The 21,020-nt window shown below is 69.2% G+C and carries 20 protein-coding genes and 3 pseudogenes; 15 read left to right on the top strand and 8 right to left on the bottom strand.

Annotated features, from left to right (window positions below; translation table 11 throughout):
* The first annotated feature begins 142 nt into the window (after nt 1–142).
* From xylB to exaC, 5 genes are all read left to right on the top strand, one after another.
* On the top strand, nt 143–1,588 hold the full coding sequence (xylB, locus tag ABS735_RS12275; protein WP_373906016.1) for a xylulokinase: 1,446 nt from the start codon (nt 143–145) through the stop codon (nt 1,586–1,588).
* Nucleotides 1,589–1,847: 259 nt separating this feature from the next.
* Complete coding sequence (locus ABS735_RS12270) at nt 1,848–3,056, top strand: ROK family protein (protein ID WP_373906017.1); 1,209 nt, start codon at nt 1,848–1,850, stop codon at nt 3,054–3,056.
* Nucleotides 3,057–3,440: 384 nt separating this feature from the next.
* Complete coding sequence (locus ABS735_RS12265) at nt 3,441–4,046, top strand: N-acetylmuramoyl-L-alanine amidase (RefSeq protein ID WP_373906018.1); 606 nt, start codon at nt 3,441–3,443, stop codon at nt 4,044–4,046.
* Nucleotides 4,047–4,177: 131 nt separating this feature from the next.
* A complete protein-coding gene (locus ABS735_RS12260) occupies nt 4,178–5,437 on the top strand; it encodes a GAF domain-containing protein (RefSeq protein ID WP_373906019.1) in 1,260 nt (419 codons plus the stop codon).
* A gap of 138 nt (nt 5,438–5,575) precedes the next feature.
* Complete coding sequence (gene exaC / locus ABS735_RS12255; RefSeq protein ID WP_373906020.1) at nt 5,576–7,099, top strand: acetaldehyde dehydrogenase ExaC; 1,524 nt, start codon at nt 5,576–5,578, stop codon at nt 7,097–7,099.
* A gap of 4 nt (nt 7,100–7,103) precedes the next feature.
* Here exaC and ABS735_RS12250 read toward each other — a convergent pair.
* Together ABS735_RS12250 and ABS735_RS12245 are read right to left on the bottom strand one after the other, a co-directional pair.
* A pseudogene (locus tag ABS735_RS12250) lies at nt 7,104–7,253 on the bottom strand (IS630 family transposase); the annotation flags it as partial.
* A 68-nt stretch (nt 7,254–7,321) separates the two neighbouring features.
* A complete protein-coding gene (locus tag ABS735_RS12245) occupies nt 7,322–8,053 on the bottom strand; it encodes a dienelactone hydrolase family protein (protein ID WP_373906021.1) in 732 nt (243 codons plus the stop codon).
* 483 nt (nt 8,054–8,536) lie between these two features.
* Between ABS735_RS12245 and ABS735_RS12240 the strand changes: the two are divergent.
* Nucleotides 8,537–8,842, top strand: a pseudogene (locus ABS735_RS12240) (zinc-binding dehydrogenase); the annotation flags it as partial.
* A 171-nt stretch (nt 8,843–9,013) separates the two neighbouring features.
* Here ABS735_RS12240 and ABS735_RS12235 read toward each other — a convergent pair.
* Nucleotides 9,014–9,742, bottom strand: coding sequence for an SDR family oxidoreductase (locus ABS735_RS12235; protein WP_373906022.1), 729 nt, complete (start codon nt 9,740–9,742; stop codon nt 9,014–9,016).
* Between the two features lie 173 nt (nt 9,743–9,915).
* On the opposite strand from ABS735_RS12235, the gene ABS735_RS12230 reads away from it, so the two are divergent.
* From ABS735_RS12230 to ABS735_RS12215, 4 genes are all read left to right on the top strand, one after another.
* Nucleotides 9,916–10,422: an NUDIX hydrolase gene (locus tag ABS735_RS12230; RefSeq protein ID WP_373906023.1), complete on the top strand. Its 507-nt coding sequence runs from the start codon at nt 9,916–9,918 to the stop codon at nt 10,420–10,422.
* A gap of 80 nt (nt 10,423–10,502) precedes the next feature.
* Nucleotides 10,503–10,793: a hypothetical protein gene (locus ABS735_RS12225; RefSeq protein ID WP_373906024.1), complete on the top strand. Its 291-nt coding sequence runs from the start codon at nt 10,503–10,505 to the stop codon at nt 10,791–10,793.
* A 234-nt stretch (nt 10,794–11,027) separates the two neighbouring features.
* Nucleotides 11,028–11,399: a DoxX family protein gene (locus tag ABS735_RS12220; protein WP_373906025.1), complete on the top strand. Its 372-nt coding sequence runs from the start codon at nt 11,028–11,030 to the stop codon at nt 11,397–11,399.
* Nucleotides 11,400–12,127: 728 nt separating this feature from the next.
* Nucleotides 12,128–12,943: an IclR family transcriptional regulator gene (locus tag ABS735_RS12215; protein WP_373906026.1), complete on the top strand. Its 816-nt coding sequence runs from the start codon at nt 12,128–12,130 to the stop codon at nt 12,941–12,943.
* Nucleotides 12,944–12,947: 4 nt separating this feature from the next.
* Here ABS735_RS12215 and ABS735_RS12210 read toward each other — a convergent pair whose 3' ends face one another.
* From ABS735_RS12210 to ABS735_RS12200, 3 genes are all read right to left on the bottom strand, one after another.
* Nucleotides 12,948–13,934: a VOC family protein gene (locus ABS735_RS12210; RefSeq protein WP_373906027.1), complete on the bottom strand. Its 987-nt coding sequence runs from the start codon at nt 13,932–13,934 to the stop codon at nt 12,948–12,950.
* 296 nt (nt 13,935–14,230) lie between these two features.
* Nucleotides 14,231–14,614 (bottom strand): EthD domain-containing protein, encoded by a 384-nt coding sequence (locus ABS735_RS12205; protein WP_373906028.1) that lies wholly within the window; start codon nt 14,612–14,614, stop codon nt 14,231–14,233.
* A gap of 47 nt (nt 14,615–14,661) precedes the next feature.
* Complete coding sequence (locus ABS735_RS12200) at nt 14,662–15,870, bottom strand: cytochrome P450 (protein WP_373906029.1); 1,209 nt, start codon at nt 15,868–15,870, stop codon at nt 14,662–14,664.
* Nucleotides 15,871–15,880: 10 nt separating this feature from the next.
* On the opposite strand from ABS735_RS12200, the gene ABS735_RS12195 reads away from it, so the two are divergent.
* The 3 genes from ABS735_RS12195 (at nt 15,881) to ABS735_RS12185 (ending at nt 17,105) form a co-directional block, all read left to right on the top strand.
* Entirely contained in the window at nt 15,881–16,051 is a 171-nt protein-coding gene (locus tag ABS735_RS12195) for a hypothetical protein (protein ID WP_373906030.1), read from the top strand.
* A 1-nt stretch (nt 16,052) separates the two neighbouring features.
* On the top strand, nt 16,053–16,334 hold the full coding sequence (locus tag ABS735_RS12190) for a YciI family protein (RefSeq protein ID WP_373906031.1): 282 nt from the start codon (nt 16,053–16,055) through the stop codon (nt 16,332–16,334).
* Between the two features lie 189 nt (nt 16,335–16,523).
* Entirely contained in the window at nt 16,524–17,105 is a 582-nt protein-coding gene (locus tag ABS735_RS12185) for a hypothetical protein (protein ID WP_373906032.1), read from the top strand.
* Here the strand turns inward: ABS735_RS12185 and ABS735_RS12180 are convergent.
* Nucleotides 17,100–17,804 (bottom strand): annotated as a pseudogene (locus tag ABS735_RS12180) (IS5 family transposase). The gene ABS735_RS12185 and the pseudogene ABS735_RS12180 sit on opposite strands and share 6 nt — an antisense overlap.
* A 311-nt stretch (nt 17,805–18,115) precedes the next feature.
* Between ABS735_RS12180 and ABS735_RS12175 the strand changes: the two are divergent.
* Nucleotides 18,116–18,676: an MFS transporter gene (locus ABS735_RS12175; protein WP_373906033.1), complete on the top strand. Its 561-nt coding sequence runs from the start codon at nt 18,116–18,118 to the stop codon at nt 18,674–18,676.
* 335 nt (nt 18,677–19,011) lie between these two features.
* Here the strand turns inward: ABS735_RS12175 and ABS735_RS12170 are convergent, their stop codons facing one another.
* On the bottom strand, nt 19,012–19,770 hold the full coding sequence (locus tag ABS735_RS12170; protein WP_373906034.1) for a YqjF family protein: 759 nt from the start codon (nt 19,768–19,770) through the stop codon (nt 19,012–19,014).
* A gap of 114 nt (nt 19,771–19,884) precedes the next feature.
* Here ABS735_RS12170 and ABS735_RS12165 point away from each other — a divergent pair, with 114 nt between their 5' ends.
* Nucleotides 19,885–20,973, top strand: a complete 1,089-nt coding sequence (locus tag ABS735_RS12165) for a DNA polymerase III subunit beta family protein (protein WP_373906035.1) — start codon at nt 19,885–19,887, stop codon at nt 20,971–20,973.
* The last annotated feature ends 47 nt before the right edge of the window (nt 20,974–21,020 follow it).

Raw genomic sequence — 21,020 nt, 5'->3', positions numbered from 1 at the left:
CTCGCTGCCGATCACTCGCTGCCGACTATTTCGTCATGGCGCTTTACAAATTAGTATGCACACACGGTCCTGGGAAGGGACAAGGTGTCCCCGAAGGAGTGAAGTCCGGGTCCCAGGACCCGCCGGAAGAGGGAGAAGCCCGATGTCAGCAGCCGAGGGTCCGCTCGTCGTCGGCGTGGACACGTCCACCCAGTCCACCAAGGCACTGGTCGTCGACGCGGCCACCGGCCGGGTCGTCGCGAGCGGCCAGGCGCCCCACACCGTGTCCTCCGGGACCGGCCGGGAGAGCGATCCCCGCCAGTGGTGGGACGCGCTGAGCGAGGCCCTGAGCCAGTGCGGCGAGGCCGCCCGCGAGGCCGCCGCGGTGTCCATCGGCGGGCAGCAGCACGGTCTGGTCACGCTGGACGCGCAGGGCGAGCCGGTGCGCCCCGCCCTGCTGTGGAACGACGTGCGCTCGGCCCCTCAGGCCCGCCGTCTGATCGACGAGCTGGGCGGCGCCAAGGCCTGGGCGGAGCGCACGGGCAGTGTGCCCAGCGCCTCCTTCACGGTCACCAAGTGGGCCTGGCTGGCCGAGCACGAGCCGGACGCGGCGCGCGCGGTCAAGGCCGTACGCCTCCCCCACGACTACCTCACCGAGCGCCTCACCGGTGAGGGGACCACCGACCGCGGCGACGTGTCCGGCACCGGCTGGTGGGCGTCGGGCACGGAGGCGTACGACGAGGGGATCCTCGCGCGCGTGGGGCTCGATCCGGCGTTGCTGCCCCGGGTTGTCCGGCCCGGTGAGGTGGCCGGTACCGTGCGCGACGGCCACGGCCTGCCGTTCTCCAAGGGCACCCTGGTCGCCGCCGGGACCGGCGACAACGCGGCCGCCGCGCTGGGCCTCGGACTGCGCCCCGGCGTCCCCGTGATGAGCCTCGGCACGTCGGGCACGGTGTACGCGGTGTCGCAGCGCCGGCCCGCCGACCCGACCGGCACCGTGGCCGGCTTCGCCGACGCGCGCGGCGACTGGCTGCCGCTGGCCTGCACCCTCAACTGCACGCTCGCCGTCGACCGCGTCGCTGCCCTGCTGCACCTGGACCGGGAAGCCGTCGAGCCCGGCACCGACGCCACGCTCCTGCCCTTCCTGGACGGCGAGCGCACCCCGAACCTCCCGCACTCCTCCGGCCTCCTGTACGGGCTGCGCCACGACACGACCGCCGGCCAGCTGCTCCAGGCCGCGTACGACGGCGCCGTCCACTCGCTGCTCGGCGCGCTCGACCTGGTCCTCGACGCCGACGCGGATCCGTCCGCGCCGCTGCTCCTGATCGGCGGCGGCGCCCGCGGGGCGGCCTGGCAGCAGACGGTACGGCGGCTGTCGGGGCGCCCGGTCCAGATCCCGGAGGCCAGGGAACTGGTTGCGCTCGGTGCCGCCGCGCAGGCGGCCGGCCTGCTGACCGGCGAGGACGCGGCCGCGGTCGCCCGGCGTTGGAACACGGCCGCGGGGCCGGTGCTCGAGGCAGTGGAACGGGACGAGGCGACGCTGAACAGGATCACCGGGGTAGTCTCCGACGCGGCACCACTGCTGGAAGGGGACGCGGCCTCCCACTGAGGACGCGCTCGCACGAGCGGGTCCACCGGCCGACACCCGTGAACCGTTCCTGCGGGGCGCCGCAGGAACGGGGCGCCCTCAGATCGGGACGGGGCAGGGCACCGCGACCGGCGCGTCCCGCCGTCAACCGCCGGGCACGTGGACCGCGACCAGTGGTCACCGGCCGAGGTCCCGTTCCGGGTGCCGGCCGCGACCCGCTCCGGCGGGACGGCGGCCCGGGACCGGACCGAGCGACGACAGACCAAGGACTGACGGAGGCATGACCGCACCGCCGCACGAAGCCCACCCGGCCCGCCCCGGGCGCGCGCTGCCGGACACCCAGCAGGGAATGCGCCGCCGCAATCTCGCGCGCGTGATGCACGCCGTCAGCGCCGAGGGCCCGCTGTCCCGGGCCGCCGTCGCCTCACGGATCGGGCTGACGCGAGCCGCGGTGTCGACCCTCGTGGACGAACTCGTCCGCTCGGGCCTGCTGGAGGAGCTGGGCCCCGAACGCCCCGGCCGCGTGGGCCGGCCCGGGTCCGCGCTCGCCGTCAGTGCGCGGGGCCCGGCCGGCATCGGGGCGGAGGTCGGTGTCGACCATCTCGCGGTCTGCGCGGTCGACCTGCGCGGGCAGGTACGCGCGCGTGCCGTACGGCACGGGAGCAACCGGGGCCGTTCGCCGGAGCCGGTACTCGAGCAGCTCACCGGCCTGGTGGGGCAGGTCGTCTCGGAGGCGGAGGCCGAGGGACTGTGGCCGGCCGGGCTCGCGGTCGCCGTGCCGGGTCTCGTGGCACGGGACGGCCGGACCGTCGTACGCGCCCCGAACCTGGACTGGCACGACGCGGACCTCGGCGCGCTGCTGCCCGCGGATATACCGCTGACCGTGGACAACGAGGCCAACTTCGGCGCACTCGCCGAACTCTGGCTCCGTGACGGCACCCCCCAGGACTTCTTGCATGTCTCGGCCGAGATCGGCATCGGTGCGGCCGTGGTGTTCGACGGCCGGCTGCTTCGCGGTACCCGCGGATTCGCTGGTGAGCTCGGTCATGTGCCGGTCCGTCCCGACGGGCCGGAGTGCGCTTGCGGCGGGCGAGGGTGCCTGGAGCAGTACGCGGGCGAGAAGGCGGTACTGCGCGCGGCGGGCGTGGGACCCGGGGAAGACCGGGTCGGGCTGCTCGCGGGGCGTGCCGCGGAGGGCGACGAGGACGTACGGCGTGCCCTGCGCGAGGCGGGCACGGCGCTCGGCATCGCCCTCACCGGTGCGGTCAACCTGCTGGACCCCGAGGGAGTGGTGCTGGGCGGCGCCCTGGCCGGACTCGCGCCCTGGCTGGTGCCGTCACTGCGCGACGAACTCGCCCGGCGCACGGCCGGCCCGGCCTGCCCGGTCGCGGTGTCGGAACTGGGCCCGCAGGGACCACTGCTCGGCGCCGCACACTCCGTGGTGCGGGCCGTCCTGGACGACCCGGGCGCGGTGGCGGAGCGGGCCTGACACCCACCGCGCCCCGCCACCGGCGACCACGGAGCGATCGCACGGCACTGTGCCACACGTCGGCCACATGCTGCGACGACCGTCGCGGTGACGGCTGAACCGCACCGCCGGAGGATTCACCGAGGAGCTGCCCCGCACCCCCCGTTCACTCGATCGAGTGAGCGCGGTGTCCACAAGGCGGCGGCTGTCCACGGAACGGCGCGGCGCTCTACTGCACAACCCCCGGTCCCCGTACGGTGATTCACGCGGACGCACCTCGCCCACGGGGCGGTCGGACGTCCGCGTCGGCGTTCTGCTCCGCAACCATGTCGCTCCGTCATGTCGAACAGTTGAGCACCCACCCCCCACCGGGCCCAGAGCCCCACCGACGAAAGGGCAATCCCCATGGACAGGGAAAGGACAGCACCCGTTCCGACCAGGCGGCGGCTCCTGAAGGGTGCCGCGCTGGCCACCGTCCCGTACACCCTGCTCTCCGGTACACGGGCCGCAGCACAGGTACGTGCCGTCGACTACCCCGCCGCCGAATGGCAGCCGGCGAGCGCGTCCAACTACAGCCGATCGAGCCGCCCCACGGCCTATCCCGTCGACTACGTGGTCGTCCACGTCACACAGGAGACGTACGCCGACGCCCTGTCCATCTTCCGCGATCCGGAGAAGCAGGTGTCCGCGCACTACGTCGTGCGGTCCTCCGACGGGCACGTGGCGCAGTGTGTCCGTGAGGCGGACATCGCCTGGCACGCGGGCAACTGGGACTACAACACCCGCAGCATCGGGATCGAACACGAGGGCTGGGTGGACCGGCCCGAGTACTTCACCAACGCCCTGTACGAGCAGTCGGCCCGGCTCACCGCGGCGATCTGCACCGCCTACGGCATCCCCAAGGACCGCACGCACATCATCGCGCACCACGAGGTACCCGGCAGCGACCACACGGATCCGGGACCCTTCTGGGACTGGACCCGCTACATCAGACTGGTCAACTTCGCCTGACCTGCTCGCCGGTCTTCGTCCCGTCCGCTCGGGATGCCACATTCGGGTGATCCGGCTGGTCGAAGTGGTTGTCCGTGCGTATCCACGGAGTCACGATGTCCCAAACCGCAACAGCGTCCGGGGAGGCCGAGTTGACTGATTCATGGCTGGCTCTGGAACCGGGGGCCGACCCCGTGGAGCGTGCGCGGACACTGCGCCGGGCCCACGAGACGTTCACCGAAGCGGGGACGGTGCCCCGGCCCGTGCGCGCCGTGGTGGCGGATTCGTGGCGGCGATCCGTCCGGGCGGGTGTCGGCCCGGACGGCACCGCGAGCGTGGAGCTGATGGACGGTGACCTCGGCGCCTACCGGTCCGAACACCCGCTGGCGCGGGTGATGCCGCTGGTCCGGGAGCTCCTGGGCACGTTCGCCGCCGACGGCGAGCATCTGCTCGCGGTGTGCGACGCGCACGGCAGGCTGTTGTGGGTCGAGGGGCATCCGGCCACCCGACGCCGGGCGGGACGGATGAACTTCGTGCCCGGGGCCCGCTGGGCGGAGTCGGCCGTCGGGACGAACGCACCGGGCACGGCGGTGGCCGTCGGACGTCCGGTGCAGGTCTTCGCGGCCGAGCACTTCATACGCCGGGTCCAGCCCTGGACCTGCGCCGCCGCTCCGGTGCACGATCCCCGCACGGGGCGGGTGCTGGGCGCCGTGGACATCACCGGTGGGGACGGTCTGGCGCATCCGCACAGCCTGGGTTTCGTACAGGCCGTGGCACGTGCCGCGGAGTCGCAGCTGGCGCTGCTCACTCCCGAGCGGCCCGGGACCGAGTCGGCCGAACTGACCGCGCTCGGCCGGGACGAGGCCCTGCTGAGCGCGGACGGTCGCCGGGTCCGGTTGAGCCGGCGGCACAGCGAGATCGTCGTGCTGCTGGCCCACCACCCGGAGGGCGTGACCGGCGACGAGTTGCTGTGTGCGCTCTACGAGGACGAGGCGGTGCCGCCGGTGACGCTGCGGGCCGAACTGGCCCGGCTGCGGGGCATCCTGGGACCCGGCCGGCTGGCCTCCCGGCCGTACCGGCTCACGATGCCCGTCGAGACCGACGCCGCCGTCGTCGAACGTCGGCTGCGGGCCGGTGCGGTCACGGCGGCCGCGACGGAGTACGCGGGTCCACTGCTGCCCGGCTCCCAGGCTCCGGCGGTGAAACGGCTCAGGCGCCGGCTGGCCGACGGTCTGCGGGCAGCGCTGATCGCCTGTGGCGATCCCGACCTGCTGGCCGACTGGGCACACGCACCGTGGGGGGAGGACGATCTCGACGTATGGCGCGCGCTCGCGGCGGTCCGGCCCACGGCGGCGACCAGCTCCCGGCTCGCGGCGCTGGAGTCCGAGCTGACGGCGGCGGACATGTGGTGAGCGCCCGCCGGCCGGCGGCGCTCCGGGAAACCGGGCGGTGACGACGGCGCACGCAACGTCACTGCAACGTCCCGCTTCCTAGCCTCACGCGCAGAGCTGTCCAACGGCGGGCAGCGCTCGTTGAGGGAGGCACACAGGATGACCCGTTACGCGGCGCCCGGCACCGAGGGCGCGATCGTCTCCTATCAGTCGCGCTACGACCACTTCATCGGCGGGGAGTACGTGCCGCCGGCGCGCGGGCAGTACTTCGAGAACCCGTCCCCGGTGAACGGCCTGCCGTTCACCGAGATCGCGCGCGGCACGGCGGACGACGTCGAGCGGGCACTCGACGCCGCGCACGAGGCCGCTCCGGGCTGGGGACGTACGTCGGTGACCGAGCGCTCCGACATCCTGCTGAAGATCGCCGACCGCATGGAGGCGAACCTGGAGCGCCTGGCGGTCGCCGAGAGCTGGGAGAACGGCAAGCCGGTGCGCGAGACACTGGCGGCGGACATCCCGCTCGCCATCGACCACTTCCGCTACTTCGCGGGTGCGGTCCGCGCCCAGGAGGGCTCACTCGGCGAGGTCGACGACGACACCGTGGCGTACCACTTCCACGAGCCGCTGGGGGTCGTGGCACAGATCATCCCGTGGAACTTCCCGATCCTGATGGCGGCCTGGAAGCTCGCCCCCGCCCTCGCCGCCGGAAACGCGGTGGTCCTGAAGCCGGCGGAGCAGACCCCGGCCTCGATCCACTACTGGCTGAGCCTGGTGGCGGACCTGCTGCCGCCCGGAGTCCTGAACGTCGTCAACGGCTTCGGTGTGGAGGCGGGCAAGCCGCTGGCGTCGAGTCCCCGGGTGGCGAAGGTGGCGTTCACCGGGGAGACCACCACCGGGCGGCTGATCATGCAGTACGCCTCGGAGAACATCAAACCGGTCACGCTGGAGCTGGGCGGCAAGTCGCCGAACATCTTCTTCGACGACGTCTGGGCGCAGGACGACGACTTCCGCGACAAGGCGCTCGAGGGCTTCACGATGTTCGCGCTGAACCAGGGGGAGGTCTGCACCTGTCCGTCCCGGGCGCTCGTCCAGCGCGGCAGCTACGCCGAGTTCATGGAGGCGGCCGTCGCCCGCACCGAGCTGATCAAGCCGGGTCACCCCCTGGACACCGACACGATGATCGGCGCGCAGGCCTCCAACGACCAGCTGGAGAAGATCCTCTCCTACCTGGACATCGGCCGCCAGGAGGGTGCCAAGGTACTCACCGGTGGCGAGCGGATCGAGCACGACGGCGAGTTGAAGGGCGGCTACTACGTCCAGCCGACGATCTTCGAGGGCCACAACCGCATGCGGATCTTCCAGGAGGAGATCTTCGGCCCGGTCGTGTCGGTCACGTCCTTCGACGACTTCGACGACGCGATCAAGACCGCCAACGACACCCTGTACGGCCTCGGCGCCGGAGTGTGGACCCGCGACATGAACACCGCCTACCGCGCGGGCCGCGCGATCCAGGCGGGACGCGTGTGGACGAACTGCTACCACGCCTACCCGGCGCATGCCGCCTTCGGCGGCTACAAGCAGTCGGGCATCGGGCGGGAGAACCACAAGATGATGCTGGAGCACTACCAGCAGACGAAGAATCTCCTGGTGTCGTACTCGCCGAAGAAGCTGGGCTTCTTCTAGAGACCATCTTCGCCACCGGCATGCCCTGCGCGGACAGCAGGACCATCTGGGCCCGCCGCCATGTCACCACTGACCCGGTGCCTCTGCAGGTGATCCGCAGCAGGCGCTGCCCCTCGTCATCGTCGATCTGTCGAGGCTGAACTCTGTCGGCCATGCCGACCGGTTTCAGCGAACGCGCCGATCGGGATCCGGTTCCCGATCGGCGCGTCGCAGGCCGCGGTATCAGCCGAGGTGCCGGGCGAAGAACCTCAGCGTGCTCTCCAGCTCGAATGCCGGGATCTCCCCGTGCTTGCCGGGGTTGGCGTGCATCGTTTTCTCGGCCGAGGCCAAGGCATCGAACAGCGCCATGCTCTGAGCCCGCGGCACCCGCTCATCGTCCCACTGCACCAAGAACTCCACTGGGACGGTGATCCGCGTGGCGGCCTCGGCCGACGCCGGCATCCCGCCCAAGCCCAGTACCGCCGCGCGGATCCGCGGTTCGGCAGCGACGAACGGAACACCGAGTCCGCATCCCAGCGAGACCCCCCAGTAGCCCACCGGGCCGGCGCCAACGTGCTCGAGTTGCTGGACCGCGTCCAGGACCGCCCGCCATTCCGGCACGGTCTGGCGGGCCACGAGCGCCTGGAAGTCGGCGATCAGCGGGGCCAACTCTTCACCGGCGTCCACGCGAGCCTGGTTCTCAGTCGCGATCCGGTCGTACTCCTCAACCTTCGGCCGGTCGCCATGGGCGGGAACGTCGACCGCCACGACCGCGAACCCGCATTCGGTCACGAAGCGGCGTGCACGAGCCAGGACGTCAGGGGCCTTCTTGTGCTGACCGCCACCGTGTCCCATCAAGACGAGCGGACGAGTGGCGACGGCACCCTCCGGCGTCCACAACACGCCAGGAATCTCGCCGAGGGTGAAGAGTTGTTCGCGGACGCCGTCGGACGACGTCTCAGAGATGAAGCGCATAGCGATTCATGCCTTTCGGGATGCCTCTACGGGCGCTCCCTAGGCCATGCGGGGGAGGGAGGCCCGACCTGTCAATGCGTTGATCGGTCTCACCTCCTCAGTTGCAGCGATGCACGGCGGCAGGAACCTATCACGACGGGCTCCACCCTGACCCGGGCGAAGGTGCCGACGGGGCGAACGTTGTCTGATACGGCACTGGACAGTCGTAGCGCTTCACCGCTCCCGGCCGAAACGGACGCCCTCCGTGAGCGACCCCGCGACCCCGCTACCCTGCAGCACATCGACACTTCGGTCCCGCAGTCGGCCCGGATCTGGAACTACTGGCTCCTGCCGAACGGCCTCCTCCGCGTCGGCATAGACGCCGCGCAGCGCCGGCCGAATGCCACTCCATCAGGGCACGACGCCTTCCTTGTACTGACCGGGGTGGCCTGGCTGAAGGCCGGCTGCACCGTCCTGGCACCAGGCATCGGCGGCTCTGTCGGCATGAGCGCCGTGGAGGTGGCCCGCGAGCTCGGCGCATCCCTGGTCCTGGCCACGGCAAGCCGCACCGACAAGGCGGAACACGCTCGCGCCGCTGGTCACCAGCACGTGATCGACCTGTCCCGCAGATCCTTGACCGACGGTGTCGCACGCATCACCGAGGGCAGAGGCGTCGACATCGTGGTCGACGGCGTCGCCGGCCTGCTGCTCGGTGACTGCATCGCCTCCCTCGCACGCGGAGGTGTCCACCTCGGCGTCGGATACGCCGGCGGCATCGAAGGAACGGTGAACATCACCGACTTGATAGGGAAGAACGCCACCGCCTGTGGCTACACGTTCACGACGACCCCGCGGGACGTCTCCCGGGCCGCCCGAGTGACAGTCGGCAACGGGAGCTGCCTGAATGCCCGCGGCCCGTCGGCGATGGCCGTCCGGGCGGCCTGGCGTCAGCCGTCGTACGGCGACGGGCGAGTGCACGGGTCAGACCTGTTCGAAGTGGAACGCCTTGATGAAGCAGTCACGAGGTTGGGCGACGGCGAAGAGGATGCACTCCACGAGCGACTGCGCCGTGAGCGCGTCCTCGGCTTCGCGCGAAGTGGTCTCCCACTCCTCGGAGAGCGGGTCGGCATTGTCGAAGTCGGGCGGGTAGAGCGAGATCACCCGGACTCCTTGAGGACGCAGGCGCCTGGAGAGGATCTCGGTGAACCCTGTCTGGGCACTCTTGGCCGCGTAGAAGGCGCCGTGCGCGTCGGACCGGTGGTGGCCCGGTGTTCCGCATGCGGAGACCATCGTCACGACATCCGGCTTGTCCGAGTTGAGCAAGAGGGGGAGGAAGCTCTTCGTGGTCAGGACCGTGCCGGTGGCGCCGGAGGCGATGGTGTCGACGACGTCGGCGTCGGTTGCGGACAGCAGGTCCGGCCCTGTCAGGTAGCGAGAGCCGTTGTTGATGAGTACGTCGACGCGCTCGGTGTGTTCCGCGACGCCGGAAGCGAAGTCGCGGATCGAGCCGGGCTCCGTCAGGTCGCAGGCGAAGGCGTGCACCCGTTGATGGCCACGGTCGCGGATCTCGTCGCGGACTCGTTGGGCGGCGGCGAGGTGGCGTGCCGAGAGGAAGACCTCGGCGCCGAGGTCCGCGAGGCGGATGGCCAGGGTTCGCCCGAAGTCCCGGCCGGCGGCCGTGATGACGACGCGGTGGTTGTCCCATCTCATGTTGTCGTTCCTGGTTCCTGGTTCCTGGTTCGCGGTTCGTGGATCGGGGGGTGCGGTGCATCGCGGCCACTGCGGTCTGCGGCGCAGGCAGCCCGGTCCCCGGCGGCTGCTCGCTGTCACCGACCACGACGACTCCGGCCAGCCGGGCGAGGGCCAGCTCTACGCTATCGGTCATGCCCACTCCCAAACGGTCGTTCACCGTCAACGACGATGTCGAGGTGCCCAGACCCGGTGCGGACGAGGTCTGGACCGTCGGCACTGTCATCCTCAACCGGGAGGGGCGTGCCTTTGCCCAGAAGCGGAGCTGGGACCGTCGCCTGTTTCCCGGTGCCTGGGACGTTGTGGGCGGTCATGTCGAGAAGGGGGAATCGCTTCTGGGGGCTCTCGCACGTGAAGTCGAGGAGGAGACCGGCTGGCGCCTGACCCACGTGCGGCGGTTCCTCGGCACCACGACCTGGACGGGGAACGACGGCGGTGGCCTGCGTCACGAGGCCGACTACCTGGTCGAGGTCGACGGCGACTTGGACCACCCAAAGCTGGAATGGTCCAAGCATTCCGCCTACGACTGGTTCGGCTCCGACAATCTCGCCCGCCTCAAGGAGAACTGCGCACCTGGGCAGTTCGTGATCCACGACCTCATAGCAAGTGCCATCGAAGATCGCCCGCGCACGTCTCCGTGACGTGCGTCGGAGGTTCTTCGGGCAGGCACTCGTTCCAGTTTCCGGCTCAGGTCACCAGGTCACCTTCTAGGGTCGTCCGTATGGTGATCGACACCGATGCCTCCGGCTCGCTATTCGATTCCCTCCGGGTGGACGCCCTCACCAGCCCGGACCAGCTGCGCGAGCTCTGCCCGCAGCCGAACCCGAACTCGCTGCGCAAGGAGACCGACCGCCTGACCGAGGAGACACGGGCGCTGATCGGCTGTTCCTCACTGGTGTTGCCAGCCGGATCCGCTTCCGGACCTCGCGCAGCTCGGCCGACTCGCCCGGCGTCGTTGCGGGGCTGGCGCCCTCGTCGGTGCAGGAGCGGCGCAGCCACTTCGCCGGCGTGATCGGGTGGACGCCGAATTCGGCATGAGCGCGCCGGCCTGAGACCCGGATGACAGTGCCCCAACGCGACACGGTCCGGATCGCCGCCTGTCAGCACCTCTGACAGCAACACCGGCGTCCTGGGGTCTTGCCGGCGGCCGGGTTGGCGAAGTAGTTCAGGCGCGAGTCCATCATGTGCTCCTCCACGTCCATCGATGCCTTCACCCCCGAGACGAGGCGGCCCGCACTCCTGTGACATGGCACGGTGTCACCCACGTCTCTCCGTTGTCTGTCTGGTGGGCAGCTCCAAAATGTTCGTGCCGCAGAAGAAGCTGGCCGCGGTGGGCCCCTCCGCGCAGTGGGTCCTGGAGTTCAGCCCCGGCGCTCTCCAGGCCATCGGCGCCGTCGAGCTGCCGGCTGCGGTCGGCCTGCTTCTGCCCGCAGTGCTCGACATCGCGCCGGTGCTGGTGCCGCTGGCCGCCACCGGACTCGTTCTGCTCTTTGCCTGCGCCGTCACCATGCGCCTGCGCCGTGGCGAAAAAGCCACCGTCTCCGGCGATGTGATCTACCCCGCCCTGGCTGCCTTCGTCGCATGGGGCCGGTTCGGTCCCATGCCCTTCACCGGCTGACCAGCGGGGCCGAGTGCCGTCCAGGCCCGGCTCGCTCCTCCTTGCCGCCATCGTCTTCGCCGCGCTGCACGGGGTGCGCCTGGGCACGGCCTTCGCGCCCGACCACCGAGACGAACGGCCTCGACGACGCCCCAACCGCCCAGAGCGCACGGCCTCGGTGTCACGAAGGCCGAGGTGACTGCGCTAGTCCACCAGGCCCCTCGTCGAACCCGTCGGCGACCCACCCGAGGCAGTCGCCACGCGGCATTCGGGACCGAAGCCCCTTCATCCCCGGCCGGCTCACCGGACTCGCCGGTCTCCTCGCCGGCGGCCTCGACCACGGACTGAGCCGCACCGACATCGATGCCATCGCGCGCTCGAACGGCCGTGCGTTCTTCGCCCGAGAGGTCCGATCCTGACCACGTCGCCCATCCTCCCATGGTCGGATCGGGACGGTCCCGTGCCGCCCACCGGGCGGCACGGGACCAGAGCACGGCCCTCCGCGGCCGCACGCCGGGCGGTCCCGGGAACTACGCTGCGTCACCAACTTCCTGGCTGGGTACATCTGGAGCCCCCGTCCGACCCTCCCGGCGATCCGCCGGCGCAACCGGTACTTCCTGAGGCGAGAGCCTCGCCTCGGGGGCTAACGTGAAAGGTGATCGGTGTTGGCTCACCGTGGCCCCACAGCAGTATGTACGCAGGTTCCCGGCCGCCGCCCTGAGCGTGCGTCGGGCGAAGGAGAGCGGCTCATGCCGGCCAACGGCGAGACGATGATCGAACGTGTGATCCGTATACTTGAGGTGTTCGACGACGAGCAGTCGCTGACTGCGTCCGAGATCGCGCGCCGCACCGGCATCCCGGTACCGAGCGCTCATCGGATCGTCACCGATCTCATCCGCTCGGGCCTGCTCGAACGAGACGGGCGCAACGGCATCCGTATGGGGCTGCGGTTGTGGGAGCTCGCCACCCGTGCGTCCGGTGCGCTCACGCTCAGAGACGTCGCCCTGCCCTACATGGAGGACCTGCACGCGGCGGTCCAACAGCACACGCAACTCTCGGTGCTGGACCGCAACGATGTTCTGTACGTCGAGAAGCTCACCTCCCCGCGCAGCAGCTCGACCAACATCACTCAGCCTGGCAGCCGTCTTCCCGTGCTCGCTTGCGCTGCGGGCCTGGTGCTCACCGCGTTCTCCTCCCGTCAGAACCGCGAGAGCATCCTGACGACAGCGAAGCTCACGAGGTTCACCGAGTCCACGGTCGTCGACCGTGGGCGACTCCGTGAACTCGTTGCCGATGTCCGCCAAACCGGTTTCGCCGTGGCCCGTGCCTGGATACATCCCGGCACATCCGGGACTGCGGTCCCCATCCTCGGCAGGGACGGCACGGCCATGGCGGCCCTGTCCGTGACAACGCCGCTGCCCACGGACGAACGGCTGACCCTCGTTCCCGCGCTGCGCACGGCCGCCCGAGCCATTGCGCGAGCCGCCGACACGGACGTGCGGGCGGCGGACCCCCGACTGAACGTGCTCAAGCAGAAGGTCCGCCGCGCGACGGCAGCCAGCTGATCAGTCATGCCTGATACGGAAGCTCCGCGATGAACCGCCAGCGCACGCCAAAGGCCTCACCAGGCTCGATCGTGACGACATCGTCGCCGAGGCGCTGCGGCGTGAGCCCTACAGAACGCAGATGCGTGTCCACCGTGTCGAGGTCGGCCACTTGCAGGCTGATCTCCGTGTAGTGGTCCTGCCCGTCGGCCACCGTCGCCAGGAGCGGACTGCCGGGATCGGGCACCGCGAACTCGACGACCGAGTCCCCCAGCGCCACGAACGTGCTGGTGGCAGCGAGTTCCCGGTTCAGTCGCTCGGCCAGCACGGTGCCACCCGAGGCATCGACGTAGAGCCGCAAGGCCCGCGCGAGATCCGTCGTGACGATCGTGTGGTGCGAGCTGCGGACGATCCGAAGCGGATCGTCGGTGGCGACACCGGGCCGCGTCCATCCAGGGCGCAGCCGGGGATCGGCCCTGCGGGAGTAGAACTCGTGGTGCCGGTGCCCGAGTTCCTCGAACTCGTGGCGCATGCCTGCCTGCTCCGGAAAGGTGAAGCCGACCAGGATGTCCTTGGCGATCGATGAAACCGGCGGGTTGTCCGCGCCGATCGTCCGTCCCCGCTGGTCGTGGGCCGGAAAACCGAATCGCGCGAGACGGTCGAACATCGCAACCGCGTCGTCGGTGTACCAGCCGATTCCGATCATTCCGTCAGGGACGCCACGGTATCGGGACTGCCCGGCCAGCGCTCCCCGCGCGTGCAGCTCAGGACAGAGGACCACGAAGTGAAAGTCCTTGATGAACATGAAGAAGGAGTAGTTCACGGGGTAGTCCGGCTCGAGCTGCGCGAGATCGAGAGTGTCCTCCCAGCGCAGTGTCGGAAGCTCGAAGACGCGGGAGAACCAGCTGCGCGCTGCCTCGAGGTCGTGTACCCCCAGGGTCGGGTGGTAGATGGCCGGTACGCGAGGGGCCTCGATGTCGTTGGAGCCGGGCCCCACAGATGTGGACGTCATGCCCGCCATGGTTTCCGCGCGTGAGCCCCTGCGGAACACGGCTTCTCGGTCACCGAGAAGAGATCGGACGTCGCAGACGTCAGGTCGGCAGATCGCCGCTCTCGATGCGGTGGAGAAATCCGTCGCGGCGGAGGCGCCGGACTTCCACCGCTGGTCCGGCTCGACCTCGTGGACTCCGCAACTCCGGCAGCACCAGCCACCAGGCACGTATCCCACCGGGCTTCCGCACGGGCGGCGCACCAGAACGAGCCGTTGCCGCCGCTCGATCCAGATACGGCAGCAACGACTCGAACTGCTCAGTCTGCCGAGTAATCGTTGACGACCACCGGATCAGCGTCGGGTATCCAGGTGATCCGCTCGACGCGCTGCGAGAAGGAATGGCTCGCGAAGCCGATGTCATCGTCCTTCGCGATCCTCCAATCCTCCGTATTCCGCATTTCCTCGAGTGCTTCCTCAGACTCAATCTTCATGATGACGTACGCGTCAGGGCGGGGGCGCTCCTGAGCTTGCCAGCTCGGAGTCGGGTGCTCGTTGAGGAAGGTCTCGTACCAGATGACGCCCGGGATCTTCTTTCCCAGCTGAGCGTGCACCTTGATGTAGTGCTCGCGGAATTCCTCGGGCGTGGTGCCGGCCCAACGGTAGACTTCGAACATGAGAGTGGGACGGTACGGCGTGGTCATTTTGCTCCTTCAGTCATCTCTCGTCGGCGCTGCCGGTCGTCGTGTCTCTAACTTCGCTTGGAGAGGAATCTCACCGGAATCTTCGTGAAGCCGAATCCCTGCATGTTGTCGGACACTTCCGGTTCCCCGGTCAGCTGCATGCTGTCCACGTGCGACAGCAAGGCGGTGAGTACGGCCCGGGTCTCCATCCGAGCGATGTGCTGTCCGAGGCAGGCGTGGATTCCGACGCCGAACGACATGTGCCCGGAGATGTTCTCCCGCCGAATGTCGAAGGCATCCGGGTTCTCCCAGAACCTCGGGTCCCGGCTGCCGCTCAACCACATCGTCATCATCTGAGCGCCCTCGGGGATGACATATCCGTCGACTTCCGACTCCACTGCGGCTACGCGTCCGGTGTAGCGGACCGGCGGGTAGTACCGCAGGACCTCCTCGATCGCGTTGTCGACCAGATCCGGATTCTCCTTGAGGAGTGCCCACTGGTCCGGATTGTCCGCGAAGGCGCGGATCGAGTTCGAGATCGATCCCACGGTCGTGTCGAAGCCCGCGGCGAAAACGAGCTTGACGAGCTGCTGGCCGTCCTCCTCGCTCAACCTGCCTTCGTCGACCATGGTATAGACCTGCTTGCCCCAGCCCTGCTGTCCGGCGGTCTCCCGCTTGGTGTTCTCTTCGACCCATTCAAGTGCCGGAGCGCCGATGGCGTGCTTGCGGTAGTAGAGGTCGTTCTTCGGTGCCGTCGAATTGAGCGCGGCATCGGCGAAATGCTTCAGCAGCTCACGTCCTTCCTCGGGTGCGCCGAGGGCGTCGAGGAACACCTTCGTGATGAACTTCGTGCCGATCGCGTCGACGGCGTCCAACTCCACCGCACCATCGGTCATCACGCCGGCGATGAGCTGTTCCGCCTCGTCCCTGAACGCGGCATCCAGTGCTTGCAGGTTTTCCTTGGAGAACAGCTCCAGGGCCAGCTTCTTGATCGCGGTGTGCTCGGGTGGATCCTGAAAGAGCATCAACGTCGGCTTGTAGGGCGACAGGTCGGCGAAGGCGCGCGATTTGTTCGAGAACTTCTTGCGATCGCGTCCCACCTGGCGCAACTGGTCCTGGCGGGTCACCGCGTACACGTCGTACTTGGTCAGGTGGACCACCGACGCGTACTCGCGCAGTTCTCCGTCATAGCGGATCGGATCGGCGAGCGCCTCGGTCGTGAAAGGGTCGTAGTCACTCGTGGGGACCGCGCTCGGCGCGCTGTCAGTCGATGTCACGATTGCCTCCTTGTTGCTGGTTCGGATGACCTTCGACGTCGTCGACCTCGATGCGGTCGAGGCACATCTGAAGAGCCACGGCGTCGGCCTGGGGCGGGTCGGTGACGAGCTCGTCACCGGCCCCCGCACCAGCTTCGGCGCGCGCTGGGGCTTCGTCTCCACCCACCAGAAGGAGTCCTGAGATGGCAAAGTTCCTCGTCCGGTACACCTACGACGCCGCCCTCGCCGACGACCGCGCCACGCAGCTCGACGACCACCGCGAGTGGCTCGCCGCTCTTGACGCCCGAGGCGATCTGCTGACCGCCGGCGCCTTCTGCGACGGCACCGGCGCCGTACTCGCGATCGTGGCCCCCGACGCGGCCGCGGCGGCCTCCACCATGGACGCTGACCCGCTCTGGACAAGGGGGCTCGTCGCCGACCGCTCGATCGACGAGTGGAACGTCCGCTGGGGCCCGCTGGCCTGAGAGTCACCAGGGGCCTGAAACTGCAACTTGGCGAACCTGTGGCTTCTGAAGCCAGGGCCCCGCGGACATGACCTAGTTGTATTGAGAACGCTGTTCGCGGTGCTCGTCGGTGACTACGGGCAGGGCTAGATGCACGAGCCGGGGGTTGTACGCGCCACCCGCTCAGTCACAGAGTTGAACACGTTCAACATGTCTGACAAGGTATCTCTCCACGGCTCACCCCTATCGGTTGGCCGATGCAGGCTGAGGGTGGGGGTCCTGGTGGCGGGCGGCAGCAGGTTGCGTGCGTGGGGGGCGGCTCTCGGCGGCTTGATGGTGGTTTTGGCTTTTCTGACGGCATGCGCCGGCCCCTATCAGTACTACGGGGGAACAGGGATCCACGACACCACGACGGCCGAAGTCACTGGGGGCTGGGAAAACGTCGAGGGGACCCGCGTGGCGCTTCGTAAAGACGGAACGGCTCTTCTCGAAAAGCTCGACGGGCAGGACTTCGACTTCGAGGACGGCTGGCGTCTGTCCGGTACGGGAACCTGGCAACTGAATGACGACGACGGCGGACAGGTCGTCCGACTCGCGCTGACAGCCCGGACCCGAGTGGAGAGCCGTTTCCCCGCGACGGCCACTGACACCTCGGCTCCCGAACCCCCATCGACATACGTGTGGTCCTTCTACGTGGATCGCGGTCAGCACGACGAGTTGAAGCTGTTCTTCTTCTACGGCGATCCCGACACCGGGAACACATACGTGATGACGCGCGAGACAAGGTCATAGCCATCCGTTGGTCGCTGCGACCAGCACAGTCGCCTCAAAGCGCACCGCGGGCTTGTCGCACCGAGTGGCAACAGCTCGGTGTCTCTTGAGGCGGTTGATCCCGCACTCGAGTCCGAATGACGCTCGCGGTAGTCGACTGGGTCGACGCGTGGCGGCCGGCGGCCACCGGGGGAACCGAGCTTCTGGCGGTTGCGCGCTTGGTCGGCCTTGTCGGGGATGGTGCAGTCTGGCTCTGCTCGACCGCCAGGTGAAGCTTGGTGGTGAACCCGCCGCGCGAGCGTCCCGGCCCGTGACCACCCGGCTCAGTGAAGACACCGCCCGGCGGCTCTTTCTGCAGGACCCTGCTTGCGGGCCCCGGCCGCATGCTGATGGGCACGACACACCGTGGAATCGACACTCAGGTTCCACGTGATCGCACCTCTCGCATCGGCCAGGGACTGCAGCCGGGTCAGGATGCGGTGCCAGGTGCCATCCCGCCGCCACCGGCGAAACAGGCTGTAGACCCGGGCCCCACGGCCCCTACTCGACAGGCACGTCTCGCCACGGAACACCGGTCCGGACCCGAAACCGTATGCCGTCGATCAGCCGCCGCCGAGGCCAGACCGGCGGCCGACCCGCCCTCGTGCCCATCGGGAACAACGGCTCCAACACCGCCCACTGCTCGTCCGGGAGATCCCCCGCCCCATGAACCGTGATCATTCACAGTCCAAGATCCACTTTTCATACACGACCTTAGAAGTGGTCGCGGACAATGCGATCGAACGCTGCCGTGAGGTCCGCGCGCAGGATCTGCGCGAGTTGCGTTGTCGTCCATGCGGCGCCGACAAGATCGAGGATCTTCCTCATTGCGGAATGTCGGCTCCAGCGGCCTGCTTCCCGCCCTACATTCCCGTCTCATCGTGGCCTGCACGCCTGGCTCCCGAATCACCGAGCGATCAAGGACGCTCCAGGCCGAACCGCGCAGCAGAACCATCTCAGTCCAGTGTTCCACAAGGTGACTGAGTGCGTTTATGCCCCTCGCATTCGCGACCAGCTTCGTGAAGATATCCGGAAGCGTGATGCTATGGGTGATGATCGCGGGTTACGCCGGGTGTCTGATCACTCAGCCGCTCGCCGCGATCGTCAGTGACAGAATTGGACGCCGTCCGGTGCTGATCGGCGGCTGCCTGCTTTGCGCGGGAGCGGTCTGGTTCTACTTCTGGGCGATCAGCACCGCCAACGTCGGACTGATCGTCGCAGGCTTGATCCTCGCCCTCGCCGTCGCCTACGGTCCGGTGAACGTCATACACCCGGTCCTCTTCGCCGAGTTGTTCAGCGTGCGTTACCGGGTCACAGGGATGGCCCTCGGCCTGCAACTCGGCGCTGTGATCTCGGGGTTCGCACCGTCGATCTCCCAAGCGATGGCCGGCGCCGACGGCTCGCGGTGGTGGCCGGCATGCGTCTTCGCCATGGCCGCAAGCCTGATCGCCGCTGTCACAGTGCTGTTCTCGCGGGAGACGTTCCGCGTCCCTCTGGACCAACTCGGAGCAGCGGCTTCCTCCCAAGCGTGCCCCCATGACTCCGTCCAGTAGAGAACGCGGCCCTCGCAGCCCCGCGTCCAGACCACGACTGTCGGCGTCGCTTGAATAGTGAGCCGTTCCCGGCGGGTGAAAAATGAAAGGCGAGGCCGGGATCGAACGCACCGGCGTGATCCGCATCCACAGATCCCCGACGAACTCGGGCTGGAGGTCGTCCCGTCTCGGCGGGATTGCTCAGGCCAACGCGAACGGACCGCAGGAGATGGATACGGCCGGTCGCTGCAGCGATCCACGAAATGGAATGTGCGTCGATGTCCGCGGCCTCGGGTTCGATGGGTGCGCCCTGTGGGTTCAGGCGGGCCACCGTGGTACCTCAAGCGCGCCCGCGGTCAAGGACCGACGGGCACGGCGGCGACCGGCCGGGCGGGGCGCCCGAGGCGCACCGGTACGCCGGGTGAGTAGAGGACGCTGACCGGGGCGTCCGTCGGGGCGGGTATCCCGGCGCTCGCGACCAGGTCCTCGTCGCAGGAGACGAGTCGGGCCCGGTGCAGGGGCCAGCGGGGATGGTGGTTGGGGAGGTACGCGGCCCCGCCGAAGAACATGTTGTGCGTGCCCCAGCGGGCGGTGAGGAAGTGTTCCAGGGGCGTGGGCTCGTGGATGCGTTCGCCGGTCCGCAAGGTGATGCGGCTGTGGGCGCCGCGCGGTCCCGGCCAGCGGCGGGTACTGGTGTAGGTCACGGTGTCGCCCACCGAGCGGACGGTCATGCGGGACCACAGGTAGGGCAGCCGGAAGCCGACACGTCCCATCACCACCGGTATCAGCCGTGAGGCGTCCATCGACCGGAAGACCACGCCGCGCCGCCCGTGCGCGTCCACGCTGTACAGGCGCACGTTGGTCTCCGGGAACGAGCCGAAGTAGGGGATCCCGGGCAGCCTGAACCACCCGACCCGGTGCATCCGGAACGCGACGAGCCCGACGTACGTGAGCCCGTCGTGGGTGTCGGGAACCGTGCCGCTCGGCATCAGTCCCGCCACGGCGGAGGGCTCTACGGCCCAGTGGACGAAGGCGAGGCCGAGCCACTCCTGGGTGAGGAGCGGCATCCGTATCGCCGTGGGGGCGTCCGGCGTGACGGCGCTGGGCTTGTGCACGGCGCAAGAATGACAGACGGCCGGGCCGTGCGAGCCGGCCGGCCACTACGGGGACGCCCCGTTCTTGACCCTCGACCTGGTCAAGGGGTCAGAGTTCCGGACGTGGAGAGCGAGATGCGCAGCATTGGGGAGATGGCCCGCGACAGCGGACTGGGCGTGAGCGCCCTGCGGTTCTACGACCGTGCCGGTGTGCTGGTCCCCGCCTGGGTCGATCCGGTGAGTGGCTACCGTTGGTACGCCCCCGAGCAGCTCGACGAGGCCAGGTTGCTGGCCCGGCTGCGGCGGGCCGGCATGCCGTTGGCGGACATCCGGCTGGTGCTGGCCGGCTGGACGGGCGCGGACACGGACCTGGTGCGAAAGCTCCTCCAGGCGCACGTGCGCCGTCTGGAAATGGGGCTCGCCGAGACGTGCAGCGAGTTCTCCACGCTCCGAGCACTACTCGATCACAGGGAGAACCCCATGACCTCTTCGCCGCGTACCGGCACCGTCCGCCTGTCCCTTCCCGCGCCCGAACTGGCGACCGCGCTCGACGCGGTGCGTTTCGCCGCCGGCCAGGACCCCGAGCTGCCGATGCTCGGCGGTGTCCTGTTCGACGTCGAGGGCGACGCGCTCCACGTCGTGGCCACCGACCGGTACCGGATGGCCGTCGCTCGCGTGGACGCCGTCGGACACGACGAACCGCGGGAACAGGTCGTCGTGCCCGCCCCGCTCGTCGACGCGATGCGTGCGCTGCTGGGTGACGACGAACCGGCCCGCTTCGCCGTCGAGGCCGACCGCGTGACGCTGGAGGCGGGGAAGCGCGAGGTGTCGGGAGAGCGCCTGGCCCACGACTTCCCCGACTACCGCCGTCTCGTCCAGCTGCCGGCCGGGCGGCGGATCGTCGTCGATGTGCCCGCGTTCCGGCAGGCGCTGGAGACCGGGCCCGTCCGCGTGACCGAGGCGAGCGAGCCCGGCCGGACCGCGCGTGATGTCAGCGTGCTGGCGACGACGGACGACCGTACGGTGACCGTCTGCGGGGACGGCGACGAGGACGGGAACAGCGTCGGCGTCGACCGGGGGTTCCTGCTGGACGCGCTCGCCGCCGCGGACCGGGACCGGCTCGTCCTGGAGTTCGGAGCCGCCCCCACGGCACCGCTGGCGATCCGAAGGGCGGACGACGAGGGTACGTTCTCCCTGCTGATGCCGGTCCGCCTGGACCACTGACGGCGAGCCCCCGCACCCTCCCCCACGGCCGCCCCGCCCTCCGTCCC

The sequence above is a fragment of the Streptomyces sp. MMCC 100 genome (assembly GCF_041538145.2).
GTDB lineage: Bacteria > Actinomycetota > Actinomycetes > Streptomycetales > Streptomycetaceae > Streptomyces.
This window is presented reverse-complemented; position numbering and strand designations above follow the sequence as displayed.

What these genes read in the sequence shown, in the direction of transcription:
- xylB (WP_373906016.1), top strand. Translation starts at nt 143, where the DNA reads ATGTCAGCAGCCGAGGGTCCGCTCGTCGTCGGCGTGGACACGTCCACC.
- ABS735_RS12270 (WP_373906017.1), top strand. Translation starts at nt 1,848, where the DNA reads ATGACCGCACCGCCGCACGAAGCCCACCCGGCCCGCCCCGGGCGCGCG.
- ABS735_RS12265 (WP_373906018.1), top strand. Translation starts at nt 3,441, where the DNA reads ATGGACAGGGAAAGGACAGCACCCGTTCCGACCAGGCGGCGGCTCCTG.
- exaC (WP_373906020.1), top strand. Translation starts at nt 5,576, where the DNA reads ATGACCCGTTACGCGGCGCCCGGCACCGAGGGCGCGATCGTCTCCTAT.
- ABS735_RS12245 (WP_373906021.1), bottom strand. Translation starts at nt 8,053, where the DNA reads ATGCGCTTCATCTCTGAGACGTCGTCCGACGGCGTCCGCGAACAACTC.
- ABS735_RS12235 (WP_373906022.1), bottom strand. Translation starts at nt 9,742, where the DNA reads ATGAGATGGGACAACCACCGCGTCGTCATCACGGCCGCCGGCCGGGAC.
- ABS735_RS12230 (WP_373906023.1), top strand. Translation starts at nt 9,916, where the DNA reads ATGCCCACTCCCAAACGGTCGTTCACCGTCAACGACGATGTCGAGGTG.
- ABS735_RS12225 (WP_373906024.1), top strand. Translation starts at nt 10,503, where the DNA reads ATGGTGATCGACACCGATGCCTCCGGCTCGCTATTCGATTCCCTCCGG.
- ABS735_RS12220 (WP_373906025.1), top strand. Translation starts at nt 11,028, where the DNA reads ATGGCACGGTGTCACCCACGTCTCTCCGTTGTCTGTCTGGTGGGCAGC.
- ABS735_RS12215 (WP_373906026.1), top strand. Translation starts at nt 12,128, where the DNA reads ATGCCGGCCAACGGCGAGACGATGATCGAACGTGTGATCCGTATACTT.
- ABS735_RS12210 (WP_373906027.1), bottom strand. Translation starts at nt 13,934, where the DNA reads ATGACGTCCACATCTGTGGGGCCCGGCTCCAACGACATCGAGGCCCCT.
- ABS735_RS12205 (WP_373906028.1), bottom strand. Translation starts at nt 14,614, where the DNA reads ATGACCACGCCGTACCGTCCCACTCTCATGTTCGAAGTCTACCGTTGG.
- ABS735_RS12190 (WP_373906031.1), top strand. Translation starts at nt 16,053, where the DNA reads ATGGCAAAGTTCCTCGTCCGGTACACCTACGACGCCGCCCTCGCCGAC.
- ABS735_RS12185 (WP_373906032.1), top strand. Translation starts at nt 16,524, where the DNA reads ATGTCTGACAAGGTATCTCTCCACGGCTCACCCCTATCGGTTGGCCGA.
- ABS735_RS12175 (WP_373906033.1), top strand. Translation starts at nt 18,116, where the DNA reads ATGCCCCTCGCATTCGCGACCAGCTTCGTGAAGATATCCGGAAGCGTG.
- ABS735_RS12165 (WP_373906035.1), top strand. Translation starts at nt 19,885, where the DNA reads ATGCGCAGCATTGGGGAGATGGCCCGCGACAGCGGACTGGGCGTGAGC.